We start from the raw sequence: 22,153 nt of genomic DNA, 5'->3' as shown, positions 1-22,153 counted from the left end.
CTACGTGAACACGGTCGATGCCCGGCCGGCACTCCTGCCGGGCGGGCATCGACATTCATTTGGGAGCAGCGCGTACTGCGCGGCCGCAGCGTGAAGCCGGCGGGCGATCTGCTTCTGCCCCTGCTGAGCCATACGGGTCGATGGGCCGGCGGCACTGATCGCGGTGATCGTTGCGCCACGCGGATCCTCGACGGTCATCGCCAAGGACGTGACGTCATCCGGACGAGCGTTGAGCGCGTAGCCCAGCTGGCGGATCTGAGGAAGCTGCGCATTCGAGGGCGGCGACGTCGACGTCCTAGGCAGCGAGCCCGCGCAAGCGTCCCCGCGAGGTGGTCGGGTGGGAGTCTGCAAGCATCGCGCCCCCATGGCACTGGTATGCGCAGGGAACACCTGACCTGTGCGATCCGCTATTCGCAGTTGCTCACGGTCCCTCGACGCTGTACACGTAGCGGACGTTGTCGCCTTCGAGGAAGACGAGGTGGACGGACTCGTCCAGTCTTAGGGCCAGGTCCGCGAGGATGGGACGTGCCAGCGAGCGAACATCCATATTCCGCACGGCAGACAGGCCCAAGTCCAGAAGCGCCGAGCCCAGGACGTACGGTCCGAACCCCAGGCTCCTGGCGATGAAGCCGTAGGACTGCAGCATCGCGAGGAGCCCATAGGCGGTGGATGCCGAGACGCCGAGCTCGTGCGCGGCGTCGAATAAGCGGAGGCGCTGCCGCTCTTTGAACATCAGGAGGAGACGGAGGGTATTGCCGACCGAGGAGACCGGATAGCTGGGCTGTGTTTTCGTTTCGGCAGCAGGCATACTCCAGTCTTCTCCCAGCAAAAGGTTCCCGCCCTGCGGAAGGTACCGGGGAGAGCACCTTCAGCAGGGCGGGAACGAGGGAGGGAGCCGTCGTCTCGGACGGCGCCCATCATCAGAGGAAGACGGAAAGGTTCTTCGCGAGTAGCACTGTCTGGTCCAGCAGCAGGTAGCGGTTAGCGACCTTCCACCCGTCGTCCGTCTTGCGGAGGGTGTCCTTGCGACGGCCGACGAAGAAGTCGGTCTCGTCGGCCACGCGGTTACGGTAAACGAGGAATCGGCTCGAGAGCTTGACCTCGGGCCAGGTAACTTCCTCGATGCGGACGTTCGTCACCAGGTGCGAGACCCGGGAGACGGGTTCCTCGGCCCAGTGCACGCCGGTGGCGAGCTGCATCACGCGCAGCTCGACAGTAGATTTCGGCTCATCGAACCAGCAGACCTCGGACCCGGCCTTCGTCTCGCCGCGGGTGTCCGCCTCGGCATATTCGACGTTCATACGCAGCGGAACGCTGTACTGGTAGTCGTCTGCGAGCAGATCCAGCCACTCGTTATAGCGGCGCTCGTCCAGGAGGTCCGCTTCGATGAACAGAAACTCGGAGACCTCCTGCAGCAGCGCCCAGCGGTCCTGTCCCTTCGAGTAGTCCGGCGTCGACATCAGTGGCTTACCTTCCCTGCGGCGGCTTCCGCAACCGCGTCTTCCTCTTGACGGCGAATAATCGCGTCAATCCGATCGTCCGACTTCGCGATCTCGAGGAGCTCGTCCCAGCTGAGGTTGTCGACGAACTCCGACCAGCGGCGGTAGAAGGCCCGGGCGTTCACCTCGCCGGAGATCGCGTGGTTGGAATGCACCGCACGATCGAGCTCAGAGAGCTGCTCGGTGCCGAGACCCTGCTGGTAGTTGTACGGGTACCGCTGGGCAACGACGCCCTTGGACGCCTGGGTGGCGTAGTCCCAGTTCTCCATGTCGTCCTGCTCGGTCATGCCCGCAGGGCCGCCATAGCGCATGTAGTACTGGCGCAGCCACTCACGCACGTGCTCGGGGGCCTTTTTATCGCTGAGGAACCAGCGCCACACCTCGGTCTCGGTGGGGCTGATCGGATGCGCGACGAGGATGCTCCGCGGGAAGCCGGCCGCGAACGACATGTTCGGGAACATCGTCGCCGGCCCGCGACCGCCGAGGAGGCGGCCCTCCGCGTCCAGGCGCTCCTTGCGGGTCGCCCAGGCCTGGTCAAAGTACTCGTTCATCTCCGGCTCAACGAACTGGGGATAGGCGATTTCATAGGCGAGGTTGTCGCTGGCGCCATGACCGTTGCGGAACGAGGTCTTCATACGGCCCGTCGAGTGGCCGCCCTCGTCCTGACGTTCGCCGTGGCGGCGCTTGCCGCGGCCGCCAGGGCCGATGCCGATGGCCTCGACCGAGGCGTGCGTCGATGCGCCGTGGTAGGTGTCGCCGAGAAAGTTTTCAGAGACGAACTTCCAGTTCGACTTGATGCGCCACTTGAGTACACCGTGGAAGACCTCAGTGTCGCCGGGGGTGCCATCGAAGGCATCGGCAAGGTTGTCCAGCCACCAGTGGAAGTCGCCGGCGTAGTCAAGGAAGTCCTCCGCGTTTTCATCCCAGTTGGCGAAGACGAGGCCCTTGTAGTTGTAGACCTTAGGGCAGCGCACAAGGCCCCAGTTCTGCTTATCGAGCTTGCCGCTGTAGGCGGCCTTCATATGCGGGACGCCAAAGAGGTCCCCAGGGACGTTAACCAGGCTGCCGTCCATCGAATACGACCATGCGTGATAGGGGCAGGTGAACTGCATCGTGTTGCCCTCGTCATAACGGCACACGCGCATGCCGCGGTGGCGGCAGGAGTTCAGCAGCACGTAGATCCCACCGTCCACGTCGCGTGTGAGCAGGACCGGGTCGCTGCCCATCCACGACGAGAAGTAGTCGCCCGGGTTCGGGATCTGCGAGGCATGGCCGACGAAAAGCCAGGCACGGGGGAACAGATTCTGCATTTCGAGATCGAAGATCTCCTGGTTGAAGAAGACCTCCCGGCTGATCTGCCCGGACTCCAAGTCGACCAGATCACGGGCGCGGCGCGGGTCCTCGGTCTGAGATGCCGGCGTGGGACACGTTTCTGACGTCGGACAAGTTTCTGAACTGGAACAGATGTTTGTGGTCATCGTGAAAACTCACTTTCGTGTACGGAACGGGAAGAAAAGGACCGGCTTCAGACGGCGGCGACAAGGCGTGCGCCCGCTGCGAGTTTCTCGAGCTCGCCAAGCATCTCGGCGGTCGTCGGTTCGAGCGGCATCAAGCGGCGCACGGCGACCATGCCGCGGGGCCAGCCGAAGGTGACGACCGCGCCGCAACCGTCGTCATCGCCGTGCGAGTAGATCGCGATCCGACGCGGGATGGGGCCGTCCAGCGTCAGGAGATCGACGTGGGCATCCTGATCCGGGTGTCCGGCGACCTGGATCTTCTCGCCGAACTGGTCCGACCAGAAGTAGGGGGCCTCCCGGTATCCGATCGGATCCTGCGGGTGCAGGAGGTTGTGGGCGACGACGGTCGCCTGGTCGGCAGCGTTCGTCCAGTGGCCGACCCGGCGGAGCTTGGCGGAGTGGACGTCGTAGAAGTGCGCGACGTCCCCCAGAGCGTAGACCCCGGCAGCGCCGAAGGCGCGGCACCGGGCGTCCGTGATGACGCCGGCGTCGACCCGTATGCCCGAGTCCCGGAGCCAGGAGGTGTTGGGCTCTGATCCGATGCCGGCGACGAGAACGTCGGCGTGGATCCGCTCCCCGCCGACCAGTGTGATCACGGCGCCGCTGCCGTCACGGGCGATTGAGGTGATGCGTGCATCCGTCCGCAGGTCGACGCCGCGATCGCGGTGGGTGGCCGCGATGTGCGCACCGACGACGGCACCGAGGCTGCCCTCGAGCAGTGTGCCGCGGCGGGTGATGATCGTGGCCGGAAGGCTGAGCTCGCGGGCCACGGACGCTGCTTCGGCGGCGATGAACCCGCCGCCTACCGCGACGACGTGAGCCCCATGGCGGAGCTGGTCGCGGAGGGCATCAGCGTCGGACGCCGTGCCGATAACGTGGCCGATCGGTTCACCGTCATCCGCGACCAGACGCCGAGGCGAGAGACCCGTTGCGATCACCAGTGCGTCGTAGCCGATCACTTGTCCGTCGGAGAGCGTGATCTGGCGTTCCTGCACATTCAGCGCTGTGGCGTGCGCCGGGATGACCGTGGTGTCCACGGACGCCCAGCCACCGGGGATCAGGTCGAGCTGCGCGCGGGACCAGACGCCGGTCAGATACTCCTTGGACAGTGGCGGCCGGTCGTAGGCCTCCCCGGCCTCGGGCTCGATGACGAAAAGTTCGCCGGAAAAGCCCTGCGAGCGTAGCGCCTGTGCGGTGCGTGCACCAGCGACGGAACCGCCGACAATGACTATGCGCGGCGGGGCAGCGGTGAGGGTAGGCACGGTCACTCTCCGTCGACGAGGACGAGCGCGTTCACGGGGCAGCTGCGGATTCCCGCCTGGACGGCTGCGACCTCGCCGTCCGCGACGGAATCCCGAGTGACCACGACGAGCCCTTCGTCGTCGAGGTCGAGGTGCTCCGGGTCGACGGCTACGCAGTTGCCGTAGCTCTGGCATAAATGTCTCTTGGCTTCGATCCGCATTGATCACTCCTGGGACGTATCTTCACGCGGGAATGTTTACAACCGCGTAATGGTTAGACCATTTGTGATAATGAGCATCCTTGATTTGGCTTTGTTTGTCAAGGGCTGGGGCGTGCCTTAGCCCTGGACCACACGGGCCGCCGTTCGTCCGAGGTGGTCGCGCATGATGGCGATTGCGGCCTCAACGTCGCGGGCGGCGATGGCATCGGTGAAGCGGCGGTGTTCCTCGACGCCGCTGGTGTCGTGGTGGCCCGCGTCCTGCAGTGACCGGAGGATCGGCTGCTGAATCGACGTGAGCAGCATGAGGACCGCGGGGTTGTGCGCGGCTGCGGCGACGCGGAGGTGGAAGCTCAGGGATGTGCGAACGTTGTAGTCGCCTCGCTCGCGCTCCGCGAGGGTGCGGTCGCAGATGGCGTAGAGCTCCGCAATGTCTGACTCCGTTGCACGCTCGCACACCAGCGGGACCACACTCAGTTCGAGAAGCGTCCGCGCCTCCGTGATCTCTGCCGCTGTCAGAGCCGAGAGTGCGAGAAGGTCGCCGATGCTGTCGCGCACGACGTCGATCGTTGGAACTGTGACGAACGCACCGCCGCTCACGCCGACCTTGACGGTGACCAGCCCGTTCGTCTCAAGGATTCGCAGCGCTTCACGGACCGTGACGCGGCTCACGCCCAGCTGATCGCACAGGTCCCGTTCGGATGGCAGGCGATCCCCAACGGCGATCACACCCTCCTGGATCATGGTCCGGATCCGGTCTGCGACCGTCTGAGAGGAACGCTGCGCCTCGATCGGGATGAACAGATCGGTGGAAACCGTTCTCACGGGGCGGTCAGTTCGCAAAGTCTTCGTCGTGGTCATGGGTGCCTTCCTGGGACGTCCTCGCCTGGCCTCTGCGTCTGATCAGAGTAGACAGGGTTGGCGTAGAAATGATGATACCGGCGATCCCCGCGGCGATAGCAGCGCTGGGAACGATGAGGATGAGCCCTGCGGTCGCCAGAGGGGACACGAACAGCGATATTGACCGGAACGTCCCGATGGATGCGATGGCACGCCCACGATCCTCTTCGCTGATGGAATCCACAGCCAATGCCGGACCGACCGTCTGCAGAATCCCGGCACCGAGGCCCGAGATGGTGAGCCCCACAGCGACTACCCAGATCGGATTCGGGAAAAACGACGCAAGCACAAGTCCGAGGCCTGCCCCCGCCGTGCCGATCGCATTCGCGACGCGCGGACCCGCGGCATGGATGCGGCGGGAGAACGCACTGCCGCAAAGGGACGCGAGATTGGCGACCGTCATCAGCGCGCCGGCGACGGGAATGCTGTGGCCGGCCGCGGTCAGGATAACGGGCAGGTAGGAATTGAGGATGCCGCGCCACGCACCCGCGACCGCCGCCATGCTGGCAGCCATGCCGACACCTGGCTGACGCCAGATCTGCCGAGGGCGCCCGGTGCCGTGGCGGCTCCGCTGTGGGAACGGGGCAAATCTGACGAGTGCGATCGCCGGCGCGAGCGCGATCGCCGCGAGTGCGCCCGCTGCCAGGAGGGACATCTGCAGGGACCAGGCACCAATGAAGCCCGCGAGTGCCGGTCCGATCAGCTGGCCTACGCCCTGAACCACGTTCAGGCGGGAGAGCGCGGTGACGGCGGACTCGGACGCGCGGACAACATGCGTCTGGCTTCCGGTCCAGAAATACGCGCGCGCGGCTCCTTGCAGGAGCTGGGCAATGATGAAGGCCCACAACTCGGTGCTGAAGCCGAGGAGGAAACAGGATGCAGACAGCAGCAGCGTAGCGGCAGCAATGAAGTGCTTGGTGGGCAGCCGGCTCATCAGGGTGCCCATGCCAAGGCGCGCGACGGTCTGCGACACCGCAGAGACCGCGACAATGATCCCGATCAGCTCGATGGGGTGCCCCGCGTACACGGCCAGGATTGGCACGGCGACGGCCGCCATTGCCTGCGCGACCGAGAATCCGAGATTCGCTGACTGGATGAGGTGGTGGTCGCGACGAAGGCGCCGCGGATCGTCCGGTGCAGAATCGTCGGTACGTGACATGCAGCCTCCTCCTTCCGACCAGTATAATGGTAAGGCCATTTGTTGGTATTCCTCTTTATAGACGAATGGTCCGTCGGCGCCTGGACCGATTGCAGTGCCAGAACGACTACGCCCGCCTTCGCAGCGGTGCGGCGGCGGCGCGCCGCACTGGAGCGGCCGAAGAAGCACGGCGCGCGCCTGCAACGCGGGATTAAGGGGTTCCCGCACTTCAGCGCATGATGAAACGGAATTTGGTGTGATTCGCCCAGGGCGGCGACATCGTGTTACCTCTTCAGCCGCTTACTGCAGCTCGCCGGGACACCTGGCTCCGCAAAGCACGGCAACTCAGCGACCGACGCCGGGGCGACGGTCTTGGCACCCCTACTTTTCATTGCTTTCGGAACGCCGATAATGGAGATTATGTCAACTAGTGCTCTGCGTATTGCATCAGATGAATCAATCGCCCCGATCCCCCTGATCGGCAAGGAGTTCTCTAACTCCATTGAGATTCCGCGGAATTTGCGGCCTGACGGCTTTGATGCGCCGCGGCCCAAGCGCTCCTGACGGCTGCAACGCCCATCCTCAGAGCGACCGACACAAGCGTCTGACCTGCGGTTTTGCGCTGATGATGCATTTAATGAATCATTGATTCAGGATTTGAGCACAAACTTCGACGGAACTGTGAGGCGAAAAATGGCGGTCGACGGGTCCGGGCGTGTGCTGCAGCTGAGCGCTGTTCAGCTGCTGCATCCCGAGGAACAGACGCTCGAAGACATGCTGACCGGCTGGCGCAACCAGCAGCTCTCCAGGAACCTCCAGTTCGACACAATCGACAAGGGCATCGAGTCCGTCCGCCGGTTCGTCAACCATGTGAACGAGTTCCCGTGGAACTGGGCACCGGAGCAAGTCGAGGAGTATTTCGGTGACCTCCGCTCGATCCACCAGCTGAAGCACTCCACTATCCGCGGCTACCAGTCCACGCTCCGCCGGTTCACGTCCTACGTGTCGAACCCCGACTACGGCTGGGACCAGGTCTGCGAACAACGCTTCGGCACACACCCCTCCCAGGTCTTCTTTGACTGGAACACCGCCACCCACACGCAGGAGTACGAAGGACGCGCCTCCAAGCGGCCCTTCACCAAGACCGAACTGCAGATGCTGTTCGATCACGCCGACGACCAGGTCGAACTCATCGCCGCCTCAGGCAAGAAAGGCTGGCAGGCAGCCTACCGGGACGCCGTCATGCTGAAAGTCGCCTACTCGTACGGGCTCAGATTCAACGAGCTCCGGCACCTGCAAACCATCGACTTTGCGGCCAACCCCCAAGCACGAAGGTTCGGCAAGGCAGGCGTCTGCAAGGTCCGGTTCGGCAAATCACGCAAGGGCTCCCCCCACAAACCCCGCAGCGTCCTGACGGTCTTCGACTGGACCGCCGGAGTCATCGAGGACTGGCTCGCCAACGGACGAGGCACACTCGACACCTTGGACCTGTTCCCCAGCGAACGCGGCGGCCTGATCTGTGAATCCACCCTGCTGCGCCGGCTCCGGCGCTACCTCAACGAGCTGGGCCTGCCAATGGATGGCCTGGACCTGCATTCGCTCCGGCGCTCCTATGCAACGCACCTGCTCGAGGACGGATGGGATCCTAGATTCGTGCAACATCAAATGGGCCACGAACACGCCTCCACCACCGGGATCTACCAGTTCGTCAGCGACGACTTCCGCAACACGACCCTCCGGGCGGCCCTGGACCGCACCATGGACGAAGTCCTGGGCGTGCAGATGCGAGGTCAATGGTGAAACGCGAAGTCGAATACAAATGGCGGCTCTCCGAGCTCATGGCAGCACGGGGACTGCACAACACCACCGACCTCATCCCCCTGCTGGCCGAGCGCGGCATCACCTTGTCCCGGCCACAGGTCTACCGTCTCGTCAACCAGAAGCCCGAACGCGTCGCACTGCAGGTCATCGCCGCGATCTGCGACATCTTCTCCTGCGGACCCGAAGACCTCATCACCGTCACAGCCGCCGACGTCCGCGCCCGCAAAACAGGCACCAGCGCCCCCAACGTCGTCGACCTGAACCGCACCGTCAGACCACGACGGGCGCGCATCATCGACAATGATCACTGACAAGCCCGAAGGCCTCAGTCCCCGCAGCACCAGCCGCGGCCGGCCCCGCACCACCGGGACCGCTTCCTGCGCACGCTGCGGCCGGGCCGCCGGCAGAACCCGCGCCACCTGGCCCGAAGGCCGAATCTGCGGCCCCTGCTTCACCACCGCCACCCGCACCCACGGGACCTGTCCGGAGTGCGGCCAGCACAGACTTCTACCCGGGCCACCGGACATCAGCGGAGGGCCACGCTGCGCGCCCTGCGCCGGCATCCTCCACGACTTCCACTGCACCCGTTGCAATACGGAGGGCGAGTTCTACCGGCGCGGCATATGCGCCCGCTGCGCCCTCCGGGAGGACCTCAACGAACTACTGCTCACGCACCCTGCCGACCCGGAGACCGCCGGCAAAATCGTCGATGTCCTCTGCAAAGCAGAACGGCCCGAAAGCATCATCACCTGGAAGCGCTCCCCCAAAGTCCAAGCCCTCCTCGGCTCTCTATCGAGCGGGGAGACTCCGCTGACGCACGAAGGACTCGATGCCGCGGCTAAGTCAGCGAACCGCGAAGCCAATCACCTGCGCGCCCTGTTCATCCACCACGGACTCCTCCCCTACCAAGACCCGCATCTGGCCCGGTTCGAAACCTGGATTGACGACAAGCTCCGCCACTTGCCCGAGGAGGTCGCCAAACCCGTCGCACAGTTCGCCACCTGGCATCACCTCCGCCGCATCCGATCCATCACAACACCGGAGAAGAGCGCCCAAGCTCCGGTCCACTCCGCCAAACAAGAGATCACCGAAACCATCAAGTTTCTGGACTGGCTCTGGGAAACCCACCAGCGGACAGCGGCGAACTGCACCCAACAAGACATCGAAACCTGGCTCGCCACCGGTCCCACGACCAGAAAAGCCATCCGCACCTTCATCGTCTTCATCAAAAACACCGGCACAAACCACCGCGTGGACATGGGCCACTACACCGCCAAAACCCGCCCAACGATCACCCAGGACCAGCGCCTGGCATGGCTCCGGGAACTGCTTACAGGCACCAGCGAGTCCCTGACCTACCGAGTCGCCGGCATCCTGCTGCTTCTCTACGCCCAACCGCTCGTGCGGGTCGCCAAACTCCGAACCGACGCTATCGAAACCAATGAAAGCACCGGCAACATGCGGATCACCTTCGGCCCGCACCCAGTGCCCATTCCCGAACCCTTCGCCGGCTTGCTTCGAGAGCACCTTAAAGGCCGTCCGAATCTCAGAACAGGATCAGACGCACAAAGCCCTTGGCTCTTCCCGGGGATCCGGGCCGGACAACCACTTCACCCAAACGGCATCATGGATAGGCTCCGAAGCTTGGGCATCGATCTTCAGGGCGCACGAAACACGGCCCTCGACGAACACCTCTTAGCCTCACCACCGCCACTGGTCGCCAACGCCCTTGGCTATAGCCACCAAGTAGCCTTCCTCCACGCCGACGCAGCAGGCGACGCCTGGTCACGCTACGTCAATCTCCGCACGACGCCCTGACGTCACTGGGTGAGGGCTATGGCTCGTCTCTGACTGATTCCTGCTTTGCGTTCCGCCAAATCAGGGTATAAACGATGGCCAGTCCCAGAGAGGCCAACATGAGCACAAGATAGATCAAGCGGAAGTCGTTATTCATGACGTCAAAGACCGTTTTCACCGCACAGAAAACGCTGACGATCCACAGACCAACCGCCGCCCATCGGGCAGTTCGACGAGGATCTCCACCCAAAGGGTTCCTGTTTGCGCTCATGGCTCACCCTAGGCAATACCTAAGCCAATTCGCCATAGGCAACGCAGGCCAGGCAGTCCGCCCACCTCGCCGTCTCTCCTCAACGAATACGCTCAGACTGAATCCGCAGGGATGCCACTAAAGTTGCTACAGCCATGACGCTTGTCAACAAGAGTTGCTAGCGTTCATACTGTCACTGTAGCAATTGGCGGGCGGTGAAGGGAAGCACGATGGGCTGGTTTACCGAGGGCAGCGAGCATGAGGGCTATGTGGTCTGCGTCTTCGCGGACGGTATGTACGGGTCCGGCGGCAGGTATATGGAGATAAACCTGATGACGCCCGACGGCCGGCCGGTTGGGCATGAGGAGGATCCAACCCGCGAGGCGTGGCGCCCGCCGTCGCAGGTGGTCGGCTGGAGGGTCGCCTGCAGCTGTGTTCCGTTCCGGGAACACGTCATCCTGGACCCGCTATGGACGCGGGTCTGGGACCCTTCCGACGAGGACGTCGCCGCGGGGCGCATCTACGCCGGACCGCCGGCCAGCGCCGAGGCAGCTGATATAAGCGACCGGGAGGACTTGGAGCCCGTGTTCCTGAATGTGTGGCACCGGCACATCGCGCCGGACCTGTCGCTACACACCATCGGCACCCTGAGCCGGAGCCTGAAGGATCTCGAAGCCCAGCTCGACGACGCCGTCGCAGCCGCCAGGGCGGCGGGCGTCTCATGGGACAAGATCGGACGAGCGTTCGGGATCAGCCGGCAAGGAGCCCAGAAGCGCTGGGAAACTGTGTCCGCCGCTGCGATGGGCAAGTCCGAAGACAACTGAATACCCTCCAAATTGGGATTCGGCATGTGATCCTACTTGTGTTCGACAACCTGTACCTGGACTTCGACATCAAGGGCTGACGCGCCGCGGTGCCGGCCCACGCACCGTCAACGTTGGGGGTGCCACGGGGATCCGAATTGGTGCTCGTACGCTTGAACAAAAGCAAAGGTGTCATTGAAGCGGCAATGAATCCAGAATGCCGCCGATGATTGTAAAGCCAGCCACCGCGCAACCGGTACTCCCCTGGCTTGGGGAAGCCACTCCTCGACCAATTCTTCACGCAACAAAGCGACGGCCCGGGCACGAATCGATTCTGCCCATGAGACCTGTCCCGGGCTGCCTTTAAGCTGGGGCCACGACGATGGCCATTTGTTTTCCAGCCCCTCCGGGGTGTGCTGCAAGGCCCTGAGAAGAGACTCGTGCGCTGCTCTCTGGTCTGCGATGTGACGGAGCCGCGCGGCCTCTTTACGCGCTTTTTCCGCGGCTTCGCGGGCAGCCTCCTCCCTGGCCTGCTCCAGGCGTCGCTCCCGCTCCGTCGCTCTCAGGCGCTCCACTGCCGCTTTTGCCTTGCGGAGGTGGACCGAGTCCAAACCACGAAAGGATATGTCCCAGTCTGTCAGCGGTCCGCCGGCTTCCTTTATTTCCACCTCCGCGCCGGTTTCGGTTTCGTAGCTGACGCCGATCCTGCATTCCTTCTTGGCCCACCCGTACCAGATCCTCAGGCTCCATCCGCGGTCGGCAAGCTCCGCCTTGTAGGCATCGATGTCCCTGAATGCGTACAGCCATTGCACTGCGTTGGCTCTATGGCTGTAGACCGCCGTCCGTTCCAGGGCGTTGCGGGCAGACAGCGCTGAACGCTGCACTTCGAGGGCAACCTCGAAGGACGGACCTGTCACCAGGACGTCCGTGCGTCCGCTTTCTATGGAGACCTCAAGGCGGCAGGAGAAGCCCGGCATGGTTTCGATCCACGCCCGCAATGCTTCTTGGATGGCAAGGTGGGTGTAGCGGTCGGCCAGGGTCTTGGACGAGATCAGTGAACATCTGCTTCCCGCCTGGTGCCTGAAGTGGGGAATGTTGACGTCGCCGATGGCAAAGGTCAGTTCCCCTCCGCACCCGCCAAGTGCGGTCGAGCAGTAGAAACTGTTTCCGCCCTTCAGCCGGCGGGCTTCCTTCGGATCTGCCGGCGCTTCGACGGGAAAGCGCGAGTCAGGGGAACCAAGGACCGCGTAGATATCCCGGCGCTCCGACGTTGATTCGCTGTCCATGCGCGGAATATAGCCGATGCCTCTGACAATGCCGAGTACGACGTGCCCAGCGAAGTAGCTAGGTTCAGAGATCTAGCTAAGTTCAGTCACCCAACAGCGCAGTTCGACACGAAGCTCGCTGATCGGGTGTTCTACCGGCTCATGCCTTTCTGCAGAAGCTTGGTCTGGCCGTTGGCTCCGCGTGTCTTGCGGGCCTTCGGGCTCCGCCCTGTTGTCTTTGCCACTGCCGCACTGGCTGGCGTGCCTTGGTCTTGATCGGCGCTGAGCCGTGCCTGTACGGCTTCGCGGTCGGCCATGCCTTCCAGGCTGGCTGCTAATTCCTGGCGACGTTCGGCTGAGTCGTATTTGATGCCCGCCTCTTCGCGTAGCGCTTCAGGGTGCTGGTTCTCTTCGGTGACGTCTCGTTCGCGGTTGCGATCTTCCCGGTCGGCCTCGGCCAGCAGCTGCACGGCCTGGGCGTTCTCATCACGGCCGGAACGGCGTTCCTGTTCTGCCTGTTCGCGGTCCCGTTCAGCTTTAGCCAAGGCCTCCGCCACCGTTGCTTCATTGGCACCGAGGTTGTTCACGTCCAAGCCGTAGCGGCGCTGCACCTGGTCACGGATCACCTCGGCCGCGTCGCGCGCCGCCGGGTCGTGGTCCTTCCACGCGGTGGCCGCTTGATGGACCCTTTCGACGTCGCGGCCGTTGGCTGTGTCCCACCACCGGTTGTCCATGACCGGGGCGAGCTGCGCGCGGGCGGCTGCCCGCTCCGCATCGAACCGGGCCTGCAGCTCGCGGGCCTGTTGTTCCTCGGACGCTTGGGCACGACGCAGCTCTTGCTCGCGTGCCCTGGCAAGCTGCTCACCGAGCCGGCCGGCGACAGTCAGCCCAACGCGCGACATTCCCTCAAGAGCCTCATCAATGCCGTCAGATTCGCTCATGGTTCCCCTCCTTGGTGTTATCTCTCAATGTCTGGGCGGGTACTCCCGCTTCGGGTGCTCGCGTGGGTGCGTGCCTGCACGTATTTCGGCGGCAGCACGGAGCCCGCGGACCGACCCGAAACCTGACCGGCTGCACTCGCTCGTACCGCGGCGGCAGCTTCGCTATCCGCTGTGGGCGTGGTCGCAGGGACGCTGGGTAGTGCGGCAGAGACCTGGCTCAGGTGGTGCTTGACCATGTGGCTGATCTGGCGTGCTCTGCGCAGATCATTTGATGCCTTGTGCATGTCGTGGACGGCCTTGGCGACGTTGAGCAGCTGGCGCAGCATGATTGCCTGCGCGGCGGTTCCGGTGCCGCCCATCGAAGCTGCCATGAGCATGAGCGAGGCTCCGCGGGCAGATGGTCCTGCGCTGCGGATGGGGCGGACTGGGTAGCGCCGCAGTTGTGCTGTCTTGGACAGCTCGTCAGCTGCTGCTGCGAGTGGTCCGGGCGTTGCCTCGGTTGCCGTGGACCAGGCTGCGAAGGCGCCGGATGTCTCGCGTGAAACGTGCGCCCAGGTCGCGTGATCGTCCAGCGGGACGGAGCGTAGCGTTTCGCGGAGCCGGGCAACTTCGTCGCTGTACTGCTCCCACATTTGCAGGTCCGGTTCGTGGGCTTCGCGGCCGATCTTGACCGGGCGGCGTCCACGTGCAGCTGCCTGCCATTCTGCGACCGCCTCGGCGGCACCTTGTGGGATGTCAGGCCACTCGGCACGGAGCTTGGGCAGGGCAAGGTCTTTGGCGAGGTGACCGCCGCCGAACCAAACAGGCCGGCCACCTTTGGGGGCACGTTCTGCCACGCTGTAGCCGACCACGACATCGTCACGTCCGGACGCGTACCGCGGCCTGACAAGGGCACCGGTACGGCGCAGTCGTCGAATGAATTCGGCCTCATCCTGGGCGGACGTCGCGCAGGCACGGACCTTGCGTTCCAGGGACCGGCGTTCCGGTTCCGGGGCTCCCCGCCGCTCGGAGGCTTCACGTTCTCCCGGCCGGAGCCCACGGGTGGAATGCGTGGGTGAAAGTTCTTCCAGGCCGTACTTCTTCTCAAGCTCCCGGGCGGCTTGTTGCGCCCGGGGGAAGTCCCGCCAGCTGCTCCACTTCGTGCCGTCCTCGCGGACCATGGAGGCAGCGATGTGGATGTGGTCGTTCCCGGCTTTGCTGTGGCCGTGACGGATCGCCACCCACTGGGCCGGCGCCCGTCCGCTGGCTTCGGTGAACCCCATCTCGTCCATGAAGTCCTGCGCAATCTCAGCCCACTTTTGGTCCGTAAGGTCGCCTTCCTCGGCGCGCAGCGAAAGGGAGCAGTGCCAGACATGCCCGCCGGGAATCTCCACGCCCAGGACGCTCCTGGCCCGGTCCAGTTCCTTGGCAATGGCCTGGGCGGCATCGGCGTTCAGTTCATCGTCGTTGTGCCAGGCCATGATCGACGGTGAGCCAGCGACAAGGTGCGGATCGGTGTGCTCGTTCGTCCGCCCGGGACCGGCAAGGTATGCGATGAGCCCGTGCATGCGGGTGCCCTTGGTGATGTTGGGAATCATCAGCGCACCATCGAATCCAGCATCGTATTGATGCGGTCAGCAACCCCCCGTACCCGGGTCAAAACGGTGCGGGCTGCTTCCGGGAATTCGTCCGTGGCGTTCGCGTGCCGGGCGAGCTGGTTGACGTTGTTTGACAGGGCAGCGAGGTAGCGGCGGGCCGCGATGAATTCCACGGCCATCGCCCGCCGCTCGGCCAGCGACTCCGAGTTCTCCGCGTACAGGGCCGCGCTGACAAGGATCTCCGACGGGCTGCGCCCGGTCCGTTCCTCCAGCACCTTCAACTGAGCGCGTTCGAACTCCGACATCGAAACCCGCACGTACTGGGTGTCGCCGTCAATGTTGGCGCGGCGGCGGCGGGAGATCCGGCGTGGCGACTTCGGCTCTTCAGTCATCCCGGTCCCCTCCCCCAATGCCCAGCGCAGCGACCCGGAATCTCCGGGCCACACTGACGAGTGTGCCGCATCCAGGGCCGCAGGCCGCGGATCAACACGCGGGTTATGGCACATAACCCAATAGCTTGCTCCGGAAAATCACCCGCGCCCGCATTTGGCGCTTGGGGTGGTTCCTGGGCACTGCCCTGCAGGACGCTGCGCGTCTGACTTATTCAAAACGACTGCGTCGTTCCGTTTCGGCTGGTTGAGGCTACTGCCCGGTCCTTCCTTGGCAAGTCTCCGCAGCCGGCTTTCGCGGCATATCCTCGCTCCGCTCCGGTATTCCACGGTCCGGCCGCTCCAACTGGCCAATTCCTTCACCGGCCAAGTTTCGGCAAGCGTGCCGAAAGGAACGCGGCATAGAGCAAGCGAAAGGTACAGTTTTGGCTCTCATCTCACCTACCAAAGTGGCCAGGCAATACGGGGTTTCCCCGATGCAGCTGCGGCAGTGGCGGCGGCGCGGCATCGGGCCCGAATACTTCCAGTTCACAGCACGAACCGTCAGCTACTCCGACGACTATCTGCGGGACTGGTTCAACGATCCCCTGAACGCCCACCTCCTGGCGCAAAATTCTCCGGTTGCCTCGGACATGTCATGCCAGGATGGGCGCGTCCGCCGGAGCCGGCGTCGGGATGATCGTTAGGCTGAATCCATGGCTACCCTCGACATTGAACAGACACGAAACCAGGCCCGCGCGCTGCTGGACTCCCGCATTGAATCCGTCACTGCCCTGGTGAAGAGCCGCCAGCGAATCACCGAGTTGCGGGACCAGCTTGTTGCCGCCGAACGCGATGACAAGCGCGCCTACGTGCAGGCCACCCGGGATGGATGGAGTACCGAGGAACTGAAGAAACTTGGCCTCGAACCATCGGCGGTAAAGCGCCGGCGGACGGCAAAGCGCTCCGCCGGATCCGAACAGGATTCCGCCCAGGAATCCGGCACATCCTTCAGCGAAGGGTGAGCCTAAAACCCACGCTGTTGTGAAACCCAAGCCGCCGCGCTGACACCCCTGAAAGCCGCTGCACACAAAAAAGGACCGGAACATTCCGGTCCTTTTTTGTCCTTCGGCAAAAGGAAATCTTTCATTCACTCTAGCGCACCCATGAAGGGTGCACTGGTGCGGCACCCCGTGCATTGCCGGCGGCCTAAAACACCGCGAACCGGACGACGCCGGGTACCCGTCACGTTGGTGTGCGCGGCACCCCTGGTGGGCTTCTGCCCATGCCGCGCCTAACGGCGGTCCGCCGCTGGTGAGTGGCTGCCGTGGTTCGCCCCGGGCGGCGGACCGCCCGACGTTTGCGAGGTTCCCGGCCCTGCCGTGGTGATCGGTACTGGCCTTGCCGGGCGGTGGTGTTCCGCCCGGCAAGGTTTGGAGTTAGGCCGCTTGGATTTCTTCCTCGGCTGGCTTGTCGCTGTCGATGATCAGCTGTTCAACAGTTGATGCCTTGTATCCCCAAAGAACCAGTTGGTTCAGGTAGTCCCTGTGAGTCTGGGAGGGGGACCGCCACGAGTCCTTTGCGACCGTCTTCTCATACCCCGCGCAGATCAGTGCGATCAGGGAGAATTCAGGCCGTGCGGTGGATTTCGCCACGTGCGTGCGGAGCGGGTTCCACGCCCAGGTCTTCGGCTCGTCAACCTTCGCCCCGACCATTCCCGCGGCCACCTCGCCGTCGTAACCGCTGGCCGTTTCCGGATGGTGGGTGATCGCGTGGACGGTGAAGTACTGCCAGCCCTTCGGTGGCTGCTTCTTCGACAGCAGGCCGGTCACGAATTCACGGCGTACCACCTGCGCGGACAGCATCGCTTTATTGTTCTCAATCAGGGTTTTGCGCTCGGCCTTTTGCTCCTCGGTCATGGGGCCTTTCTGCGCTGGGCGGCCGCCGTCGTAGCGTTCGTACTTCGGTGCGAAGCCCGTCTCCTTCCACCCCGCGATCACGGAGTGGGTCCGGTGCTGGCCCCGGTAGTCCGTGGTGATCAGAACGGCGTTGGCGTCGTCCTCGGTGGCTGGTTCCCCGTCCTCCCGTTTGGCGGCGGTGACGTAGAGGTTGTCGTCGTCGGCGTAGTGTCCGGCATCCTCCACGATGGTCTTGCCCTGGGCTTCCAGGTCGGCGATCAGCGCCGCGAGGGCGGCGGCGCTTTCGCGCCGGTCTCGCAGCCGCTGCGCGACGTGCAGAAGCTGGTCAGGTTCGTCCATGATGACCGATTCGAGCTCCTCCGTGGCCTCTTCATCTGACTCAAACTCAGCCATGATTAGCGCCTCTTCGATGGTCCATCCTTTGCGCAGGGCGGCGGCTCCCGCGTCGGAGGACTTGACCTTCAATGCGGACTCCACCGTTGTCTTGGTGCGCCCGGTCTTCTTGGCGATCGCGGTGGCCGAGACGCCGATCAGGGACAGTTGGTGGTAGGCGTCGGCTTCGTCCGCTTCGGTCAGTTCAGCGCGCTGGATGTTTTCCACCACCTGAGTCACGATACGTTCGGCTTCCTCGGGGCTGTCGATGATCATCACCGGGATCAGAGGCCGCTGCGCTTCCACGGCGGCGCGGGTGCGGCGCTGGCCCATCAGCACGTGCACGGTGCCGTCGTCCTTGCGGTGGGCGATCACCGGTTCCATCACGCCATGTTCTTTGATGCTGGCAATGAAATCGGGTGTCAGGGCGGCGTCCTTACGGACGTTAACGTCGACGGTCAGCGTGGCCGGGTCGAGCATTTCAAGCGTGGGTGTTGCGTTCATGTGGTGTGGCTCCTTTTTTGCCGAAAGGGTTGGTGGGTGGGGCGGCTTAGGTGACCGGCCAGCTCCCCTCTCCCCCCGTTGTTTTGGCTGCTGGCGAAGCTTGCGGAGCTGTGCCCGTGCAGGCCCGTCTACCCGTGAGGGCAAGACCCGGAAAATCTTCGGAGGAAATAAGCGACGAAGGAGCGCCGGAGAAGACTTTCCGGGGCGCAGGCCCCGACGAAGGAGGGGCTAGACGGGCCGGAACGGGCACGTACAATCCGTCAGGACAGCAGCCAAAAAACGTCGCAGACAACACAGGGCCAGGGACGGCGGAGCCCTGCGGAGCCGGCACTGGACCCAACAGCCGGCCGCGCCAGCGGACGCCCTTATCGGTGTGAGCCCTGGCGAACACCCACTCCCCCGGTCCACAGCTACATGCTGCGCACATGAAGGAAGGCCGGCACTGTCCGTGCCGGCTTCCTGAATTTCCCTCGGCAATAAGGAAATCTGTGGTGCAGCGTCAGTGCTGCTTGGGTTTACTGCTCGTAGTGTCGGTGGTCTTTCCTTGGCCGGTCTACTGGTCCGGTGGCTGGGCCTGCGGTGAGCAGGCTCAGTTCCAGGATGTCTTCAAGGGGGCTCGCGTCCGGGGCAACGGTATCGTCTTCGGTCATGCGGAATTGATCTGCCACGCTCGGGACTCCTTGGCTGGACGGGACGGCGGTGTCCTTTCACAGTATCGGCAGTTCCTGCGCGCCGGCTGAAGTCGCGGCGCCCGCGCAGCGTTTACGCGGCCGGCGGAGCGAAGCGGGGGAGGCCGCCGCGCACCTGGCGAAGATCCCGCGGGGAGGGCCGGACCCTTCTTGTAGTGGAGTCCGGCCCTGTCGAAGCTAGCGCTTCAGGCGGCGGTCATAGGCCTTTTTCCGGTCCCGGCTGCAGTCTGCCAGCAGGCCGCGGTTGACCAGTTCGTCCAGCAGTTCCGCCAGCCGGTACCCGGCGGTGTCCTCCAGGGCGAGCTTGAAGTACCGGGCGGCGAAGCTGGATTGTCCTTTGAGCCATTCGAGCCAGCCGATCAGGCACAACATGGGGGCGCGCTGCCCTTCCGGGGTGGCTTTCATCAGCTCGAACGCGACTTCCTGTGCCGTGTCCACGCGCGCCCAGTCGGGGCGGGTGGGGAACACACCCAGCATGACGGAGGTGAACTGCTCGGGCGCGTGCGGGACGATGTCGCCCATCATGTAGTCCCGGATGGTGGGGTGCTGCAACGCTCCTGCCAGCTGGTACGCGGTCTCGGTCGTTAGGCTCTTGGGGTCCTTCAGCACCCTGGCCCAGGCAGCACGGCTGGCTTCGAGGTCTTCCGGCCAGCCGTCAGGCTTGCGCGCGGTGATAGCCTCGCGGGCCGTCTCGTCTCCGGTGAAGGGTGCCGGTGCGATGAAGCCGGTCACGGCGCTCCCTCGGTAGATCAGGGCGGCGTTGCCGTTGCTGGTGGTGATGGCATCCAGCGGCTGGTCGGGGCAGCAGCCGGTGTCCGTGCAGTGGTAGTTCCGCCACAATTCAGAGGTCACCAGCCATGCGTCCTGCAGGGGCATCCCGGCGGTTTCCAGTTCGGTGCTCAGGGCCTGCACGTGCCCAGCGTAGGGGCTGCTGCCGTCGGTCGTGCTCTCGTCGGTGTAGATGACCAGCAGGCTGCCGGTGGCGGCCTCGTCAGCGGTCAGGTAGCTGACGATGGTTTGGGCGTAACCAACGGGATCCTGCCCGAACGGGGCATCCACCCGCAGGGTCGCGCCGATCTTGTTGCCCTGCATGGTCAGGGCGACAAAGGATTCCGTGGGGGTCTGTCCCAGCGTGTGCGGAATGAAGGCCAGGACGTCGGCCGGGCCGGTGAATTTGATGAAGTCGTTCATGGTGTTGCTCCTTTTTTGCCGAAAGGGTTGGTGGGTGGGGCGGTTCAAGTGACCGGCCAGCTCCCCTCTCCCCCGTTGTTTTGGCTGCTGGCGAAGCTTGCGGAGCTGTGCCCGTGCAGGCCCGTCTACCCGTGAGGGCAAGACCCGGAAAATCTTCGGAGGAAATAAGCGACGAAGGAGCGCCGGAGAAGACTTTCCGGGGCGCAGGCCCCGACGTAGGAGGGGCTAGAGGCGCCGGAACGGGCACGTACAATCCGTCAGGACAGCAGCCAAAACGTCGTAGACACAAAAGGGCCAGGGACGGCGGAGCCGGCACTGGACCCAACAGCCGGCCGCGCCAGCGGACGCCCATCAACTGGTTGAAGCGCAGCGCAAACCAGTGCGAGCCCAGCGAGCATGTTCTTTCACCAACGCGCCCAGGAACAACCCAACGACACCGCCAACCCTTGGCTTGCCGCCGACGGCCGACGCCCCGGCACCTGGCTACTGCGGGATGGGCGGTCCGCCGCCGCCAACCACCAGCGAAAGCCGGCCACGACGGCGGACCGCCCGCGGTGACCGGCCCCGAAAGACCGGCCACCCTCGGCCCTATTCGCGGCGGTCGTGCAGCGGGACCGCTCCGTAGTGTCCGGCTGCGCGGCGGAACCTGGCGTCACTGCTGAAGATAAACGTGCCGCCGAACATATACCACGGTGCGGGTTCACCTTCCGGGATGACCGGCTCGGCGTGAATCACGGTCTCACGGTGGAAGGTCTCAGTTTTGACGAGCCGGACGGCGGGCCGTTGCTCGGTGGCCTCGAAAACCGGGTCGATGCCCTCGCCAATGACGGTTACTTCCATAGCCCGGGCGGAGATGCCCCGGTTCGAGAAGTCCGTACCCAGGGCGTCGCGGTAGATCAGGGCGGTGATTCCCTTGGGGGCGGTGGTGTCGTTGCTCATATGCTAGCTCCTTTGAAGTCGTTTGGCCGCTGCACTGCCCGGCTCCGGCCGGGCAGTACAGCGGTTGTCAGTGCTGGTTAGGCGGCGTCCAGCACGACGTAAGGCATCCGGTACCGGCTGGGTAGTTCGGCGGCGGCTTCGGGCAGGTCTGCCGGGCCGTGGGCCTGTCCGTTCTTCCAGTGGAAGAAGGCCTGCTCACTTATCGCGGTCCAGAACCTCGCCTTGGTCCGATAGAAGGTCGTTCGTACGTCGCCTTCGCAGTAGGTGGCCATGCCGAACAGGTTCCCGATCTCGTCGGCGGTACGGATCGCGGCGACCATGACGTACGGCCACTGGCCCAGGTCCCAGCCATCACATCCCCAGCTGGGGATCACGGCCCAGCCGTGTTCGCTAATGACGTCCATCCAGTCGTAGCCGTCGTTCATGTGGTAATCGACGAGCACGGGCACATCGTGGACCGTTTCGCCGGTGTCGACGGTGGTCACGGTCCTCTTGGTGACTGCGTTCATGTGGTGTTGCTCCTTTTTTGCCGAAAGGGTTGGTGGGTGGGGCGGCTTAGGTGACCGGCCAGCGTCCCCTCTCCCCCCGTTGTTTTTGGCTGCTGGCGAAGCTTGCGGAGCTGTGGTCGACGGAGGCCTGTCTACCCGCAGGGCAAGGGGCGGGAAATTCCCGGAGGAAATCAGCGACGAAGGAGCGCCGCAGGGACATTTCCTGAACCGCAGGCCCCGACGAAGGAGGGGCTAGACGGGCCGGAGCGGACACGTACAATCCGTCAGGACAGCAGCCAAAAAGCGTCGTAGACACACAGGGCCAGGGGGTCCGGAGCTCTGCGACGGCACGCCCTGGACCCAACAGCCGGCCGCGCCAGCGGACGCCCTTCAACTGGTTGGAGCGCAGCGGAAACCAGGGCGAGCCCCGCGAGCCTGCCCTTCACTGCCCCGGCCACGAGAGAGCCGACCAGCATCTAGCGTCGGGCCCTTCTGGTAGCTTGCGGGCATGGAGCTGAAACGATGCGGAGCTTGTAAGGAAATGGTCGATCCCAGCGCCGACGGCCGCCGGCACGTCTGCAGCCGGTGCGTCGCCGATTGATCCGCGGCAACCAGGGTGCAGCGGGCCATCGAAAAGGACAAGCAGTTCCGGGACGACAAGGAAAAGCTCAAAGAGCACGGCTACCGTTGGGTGCGGCGGGTCGTTCAGCCCGGCC

At 64.3% G+C, this 22,153-nt stretch carries 24 protein-coding genes; 7 read left to right on the top strand and 17 right to left on the bottom strand.

Going from position 1 to position 22,153, the window contains the following annotated elements; translation table 11 throughout:
• The 8 genes from ARTH_RS24580 to ARTH_RS22330 form a co-directional block, all read right to left on the bottom strand.
• A complete protein-coding gene (locus ARTH_RS24580; protein WP_442853007.1) occupies nucleotides 1–411 on the bottom strand; it encodes an IclR family transcriptional regulator domain-containing protein in 411 nt (136 codons plus the stop codon).
• Between the two features lie 10 nt (nucleotides 412–421).
• On the bottom strand, nucleotides 422–808 hold the full coding sequence (locus tag ARTH_RS22360) for a helix-turn-helix domain-containing protein (RefSeq protein ID WP_011689768.1): 387 nt from the start codon (nucleotides 806–808) through the stop codon (nucleotides 422–424).
• A gap of 112 nt (nucleotides 809–920) precedes the next feature.
• Nucleotides 921–1,460 (bottom strand): 3-phenylpropionate/cinnamic acid dioxygenase subunit beta, encoded by a 540-nt coding sequence (locus tag ARTH_RS22355; RefSeq protein ID WP_011689767.1) that lies wholly within the window; start codon nucleotides 1,458–1,460, stop codon nucleotides 921–923.
• A complete protein-coding gene (locus ARTH_RS22350; RefSeq protein ID WP_011689766.1) occupies nucleotides 1,460–2,977 on the bottom strand; it encodes an aromatic ring-hydroxylating oxygenase subunit alpha in 1,518 nt (505 codons plus the stop codon). The genes ARTH_RS22355 and ARTH_RS22350 overlap by 1 nt, the downstream gene beginning before the upstream one ends.
• 47 nt (nucleotides 2,978–3,024) lie before the next feature.
• Nucleotides 3,025–4,278 (bottom strand): NAD(P)/FAD-dependent oxidoreductase, encoded by a 1,254-nt coding sequence (locus ARTH_RS22345; RefSeq protein ID WP_011689765.1) that lies wholly within the window; start codon nucleotides 4,276–4,278, stop codon nucleotides 3,025–3,027.
• 2 nt (nucleotides 4,279–4,280) lie between these two features.
• Nucleotides 4,281–4,478, bottom strand: a complete 198-nt coding sequence (locus ARTH_RS22340; protein WP_011689764.1) for a ferredoxin — start codon at nucleotides 4,476–4,478, stop codon at nucleotides 4,281–4,283.
• Nucleotides 4,479–4,595: 117 nt separating this feature from the next.
• Complete coding sequence (locus ARTH_RS22335) at nucleotides 4,596–5,336, bottom strand: FadR/GntR family transcriptional regulator (protein ID WP_011689763.1); 741 nt, start codon at nucleotides 5,334–5,336, stop codon at nucleotides 4,596–4,598.
• The gene (locus ARTH_RS22330) at nucleotides 5,308–6,534 is read right to left on the bottom strand and encodes an MFS transporter (protein WP_011689762.1); all 1,227 of its coding nucleotides are present in this window, start codon (nucleotides 6,532–6,534) and stop codon (nucleotides 5,308–5,310) included. The genes ARTH_RS22335 and ARTH_RS22330 overlap by 29 nt, the downstream gene beginning before the upstream one ends.
• Nucleotides 6,535–7,206: 672 nt before the next feature.
• On the opposite strand from ARTH_RS22330, the gene ARTH_RS22325 reads away from it, so the two are divergent.
• The 4 genes from ARTH_RS22325 to ARTH_RS22310 all read left to right on the top strand — a co-directional run bounded on the left by ARTH_RS22325 (nucleotide 7,207) and on the right by ARTH_RS22310 (nucleotide 11,205).
• Nucleotides 7,207–8,313, top strand: a complete 1,107-nt coding sequence (locus tag ARTH_RS22325; protein ID WP_011689761.1) for a tyrosine-type recombinase/integrase — start codon at nucleotides 7,207–7,209, stop codon at nucleotides 8,311–8,313.
• Nucleotides 8,310–8,645: a helix-turn-helix domain-containing protein gene (locus ARTH_RS22320; RefSeq protein WP_011689760.1), complete on the top strand. Its 336-nt coding sequence runs from the start codon at nucleotides 8,310–8,312 to the stop codon at nucleotides 8,643–8,645. The genes ARTH_RS22325 and ARTH_RS22320 overlap by 4 nt, the downstream gene beginning before the upstream one ends.
• Entirely contained in the window at nucleotides 8,635–10,152 is a 1,518-nt protein-coding gene (locus ARTH_RS22315) for a recombinase XerD (protein WP_011689759.1), read from the top strand. Before ARTH_RS22320 ends, ARTH_RS22315 begins: the two co-directional genes overlap by 11 nt.
• A 459-nt stretch (nucleotides 10,153–10,611) precedes the next feature.
• On the top strand, nucleotides 10,612–11,205 hold the full coding sequence (locus tag ARTH_RS22310) for a hypothetical protein (protein ID WP_011689758.1): 594 nt from the start codon (nucleotides 10,612–10,614) through the stop codon (nucleotides 11,203–11,205).
• Nucleotides 11,206–11,312: 107 nt separating this feature from the next.
• Here ARTH_RS22310 and ARTH_RS23285 read toward each other — a convergent pair whose 3' ends face one another.
• The 4 genes from ARTH_RS23285 to mobC all read right to left on the bottom strand — a co-directional run bounded on the left by ARTH_RS23285 (nucleotide 11,313) and on the right by mobC (nucleotide 15,359).
• Entirely contained in the window at nucleotides 11,313–12,470 is a 1,158-nt protein-coding gene (locus ARTH_RS23285; protein ID WP_011689757.1) for a competence protein CoiA family protein, read from the bottom strand.
• Nucleotides 12,471–12,601: 131 nt separating this feature from the next.
• Complete coding sequence (locus tag ARTH_RS22305) at nucleotides 12,602–13,390, bottom strand: hypothetical protein (RefSeq protein WP_011689756.1); 789 nt, start codon at nucleotides 13,388–13,390, stop codon at nucleotides 12,602–12,604.
• A gap of 17 nt (nucleotides 13,391–13,407) precedes the next feature.
• Nucleotides 13,408–14,967, bottom strand: coding sequence for a relaxase/mobilization nuclease domain-containing protein (locus ARTH_RS22300; protein ID WP_011689755.1), 1,560 nt, complete (start codon nucleotides 14,965–14,967; stop codon nucleotides 13,408–13,410).
• Nucleotides 14,967–15,359, bottom strand: a complete 393-nt coding sequence (mobC, locus tag ARTH_RS22295) for a plasmid mobilization relaxosome protein MobC (RefSeq protein ID WP_011689754.1) — start codon at nucleotides 15,357–15,359, stop codon at nucleotides 14,967–14,969. The genes ARTH_RS22300 and mobC overlap by 1 nt, the downstream gene beginning before the upstream one ends.
• 422 nt (nucleotides 15,360–15,781) lie before the next feature.
• On the opposite strand from mobC, the gene ARTH_RS22290 reads away from it, so the two are divergent.
• Both ARTH_RS22290 and ARTH_RS22285 read left to right on the top strand, forming a co-directional pair.
• A complete protein-coding gene (locus ARTH_RS22290; RefSeq protein WP_083812765.1) occupies nucleotides 15,782–16,042 on the top strand; it encodes a helix-turn-helix transcriptional regulator in 261 nt (86 codons plus the stop codon).
• A 9-nt stretch (nucleotides 16,043–16,051) separates the two neighbouring features.
• On the top strand, nucleotides 16,052–16,360 hold the full coding sequence (locus ARTH_RS22285) for a hypothetical protein (RefSeq protein WP_011689753.1): 309 nt from the start codon (nucleotides 16,052–16,054) through the stop codon (nucleotides 16,358–16,360).
• 414 nt (nucleotides 16,361–16,774) lie between these two features.
• Here the strand turns inward: ARTH_RS22285 and ARTH_RS22280 are convergent, their stop codons facing one another.
• The 3 genes from ARTH_RS22280 to ARTH_RS22270 all read right to left on the bottom strand — a co-directional run bounded on the left by ARTH_RS22280 (nucleotide 16,775) and on the right by ARTH_RS22270 (nucleotide 20,010).
• Nucleotides 16,775–18,130 carry a ParB/RepB/Spo0J family partition protein gene (locus ARTH_RS22280; protein WP_011689752.1) on the bottom strand — a complete coding sequence of 452 codons (1,356 nt, stop codon included), beginning with the start codon at nucleotides 18,128–18,130 and terminating at the stop codon, nucleotides 16,775–16,777.
• A gap of 515 nt (nucleotides 18,131–18,645) precedes the next feature.
• Nucleotides 18,646–18,798, bottom strand: a complete 153-nt coding sequence (locus ARTH_RS24155; protein ID WP_198011627.1) for a hypothetical protein — start codon at nucleotides 18,796–18,798, stop codon at nucleotides 18,646–18,648.
• Nucleotides 18,799–18,996: 198 nt separating this feature from the next.
• Nucleotides 18,997–20,010 carry a DUF4192 domain-containing protein gene (locus ARTH_RS22270; protein WP_011689751.1) on the bottom strand — a complete coding sequence of 338 codons (1,014 nt, stop codon included), beginning with the start codon at nucleotides 20,008–20,010 and terminating at the stop codon, nucleotides 18,997–18,999.
• 396 nt (nucleotides 20,011–20,406) lie between these two features.
• On the opposite strand from ARTH_RS22270, the gene ARTH_RS24025 reads away from it, so the two are divergent.
• Nucleotides 20,407–20,568, top strand: a complete 162-nt coding sequence (locus ARTH_RS24025; protein ID WP_156810891.1) for a hypothetical protein — start codon at nucleotides 20,407–20,409, stop codon at nucleotides 20,566–20,568.
• Nucleotides 20,569–20,598: 30 nt separating this feature from the next.
• Here the strand turns inward: ARTH_RS24025 and ARTH_RS22265 are convergent, their stop codons facing one another.
• Both ARTH_RS22265 and ARTH_RS22260 read right to left on the bottom strand, forming a co-directional pair.
• Complete coding sequence (locus tag ARTH_RS22265; protein ID WP_011689750.1) at nucleotides 20,599–20,949, bottom strand: hypothetical protein; 351 nt, start codon at nucleotides 20,947–20,949, stop codon at nucleotides 20,599–20,601.
• A gap of 77 nt (nucleotides 20,950–21,026) precedes the next feature.
• Nucleotides 21,027–21,458, bottom strand: coding sequence for a hypothetical protein (locus tag ARTH_RS22260; protein ID WP_011689749.1), 432 nt, complete (start codon nucleotides 21,456–21,458; stop codon nucleotides 21,027–21,029).
• Between the last annotated feature and the right edge of the window lie 695 nt (nucleotides 21,459–22,153).

The organism is Arthrobacter sp. FB24, assembly GCF_000196235.1.
Classification (GTDB): Bacteria; Actinomycetota; Actinomycetes; order Actinomycetales; family Micrococcaceae; genus Arthrobacter.
Note: the sequence above shows the minus strand (reverse complement) of the source record. Positions and strands in the feature narration are given on the sequence as shown.

What these genes read in the sequence shown, in the direction of transcription:
- ARTH_RS22355 (WP_011689767.1), bottom strand. Translation starts at nt 1,460, where the DNA reads ATGTCGACGCCGGACTACTCGAAGGGACAGGACCGCTGGGCGCTGCTG.
- ARTH_RS24025 (WP_156810891.1), top strand. Translation starts at nt 20,407, where the DNA reads ATGTTCTTTCACCAACGCGCCCAGGAACAACCCAACGACACCGCCAAC.
- ARTH_RS22265 (WP_011689750.1), bottom strand. Translation starts at nt 20,949, where the DNA reads ATGAGCAACGACACCACCGCCCCCAAGGGAATCACCGCCCTGATCTAC.
- ARTH_RS22310 (WP_011689758.1), top strand. Translation starts at nt 10,612, where the DNA reads ATGGGCTGGTTTACCGAGGGCAGCGAGCATGAGGGCTATGTGGTCTGC.
- ARTH_RS22300 (WP_011689755.1), bottom strand. Translation starts at nt 14,967, where the DNA reads ATGATTCCCAACATCACCAAGGGCACCCGCATGCACGGGCTCATCGCA.
- ARTH_RS22305 (WP_011689756.1), bottom strand. Translation starts at nt 13,390, where the DNA reads ATGAGCGAATCTGACGGCATTGATGAGGCTCTTGAGGGAATGTCGCGC.
- ARTH_RS23285 (WP_011689757.1), bottom strand. Translation starts at nt 12,470, where the DNA reads ATGGACAGCGAATCAACGTCGGAGCGCCGGGATATCTACGCGGTCCTT.
- ARTH_RS22350 (WP_011689766.1), bottom strand. Translation starts at nt 2,977, where the DNA reads ATGACCACAAACATCTGTTCCAGTTCAGAAACTTGTCCGACGTCAGAA.
- ARTH_RS22260 (WP_011689749.1), bottom strand. Translation starts at nt 21,458, where the DNA reads ATGAACGCAGTCACCAAGAGGACCGTGACCACCGTCGACACCGGCGAA.
- ARTH_RS22335 (WP_011689763.1), bottom strand. Translation starts at nt 5,336, where the DNA reads ATGACCACGACGAAGACTTTGCGAACTGACCGCCCCGTGAGAACGGTT.
- ARTH_RS22360 (WP_011689768.1), bottom strand. Translation starts at nt 808, where the DNA reads ATGCCTGCTGCCGAAACGAAAACACAGCCCAGCTATCCGGTCTCCTCG.
- ARTH_RS22270 (WP_011689751.1), bottom strand. Translation starts at nt 20,010, where the DNA reads ATGAACGACTTCATCAAATTCACCGGCCCGGCCGACGTCCTGGCCTTC.
- ARTH_RS22285 (WP_011689753.1), top strand. Translation starts at nt 16,052, where the DNA reads ATGGCTACCCTCGACATTGAACAGACACGAAACCAGGCCCGCGCGCTG.
- ARTH_RS22315 (WP_011689759.1), top strand. Translation starts at nt 8,635, where the DNA reads ATGATCACTGACAAGCCCGAAGGCCTCAGTCCCCGCAGCACCAGCCGC.
- ARTH_RS22325 (WP_011689761.1), top strand. Translation starts at nt 7,207, where the DNA reads ATGGCGGTCGACGGGTCCGGGCGTGTGCTGCAGCTGAGCGCTGTTCAG.
- ARTH_RS22280 (WP_011689752.1), bottom strand. Translation starts at nt 18,130, where the DNA reads ATGAACGCAACACCCACGCTTGAAATGCTCGACCCGGCCACGCTGACC.
- ARTH_RS22330 (WP_011689762.1), bottom strand. Translation starts at nt 6,534, where the DNA reads ATGTCACGTACCGACGATTCTGCACCGGACGATCCGCGGCGCCTTCGT.
- mobC (WP_011689754.1), bottom strand. Translation starts at nt 15,359, where the DNA reads ATGACTGAAGAGCCGAAGTCGCCACGCCGGATCTCCCGCCGCCGCCGC.
- ARTH_RS22340 (WP_011689764.1), bottom strand. Translation starts at nt 4,478, where the DNA reads ATGCGGATCGAAGCCAAGAGACATTTATGCCAGAGCTACGGCAACTGC.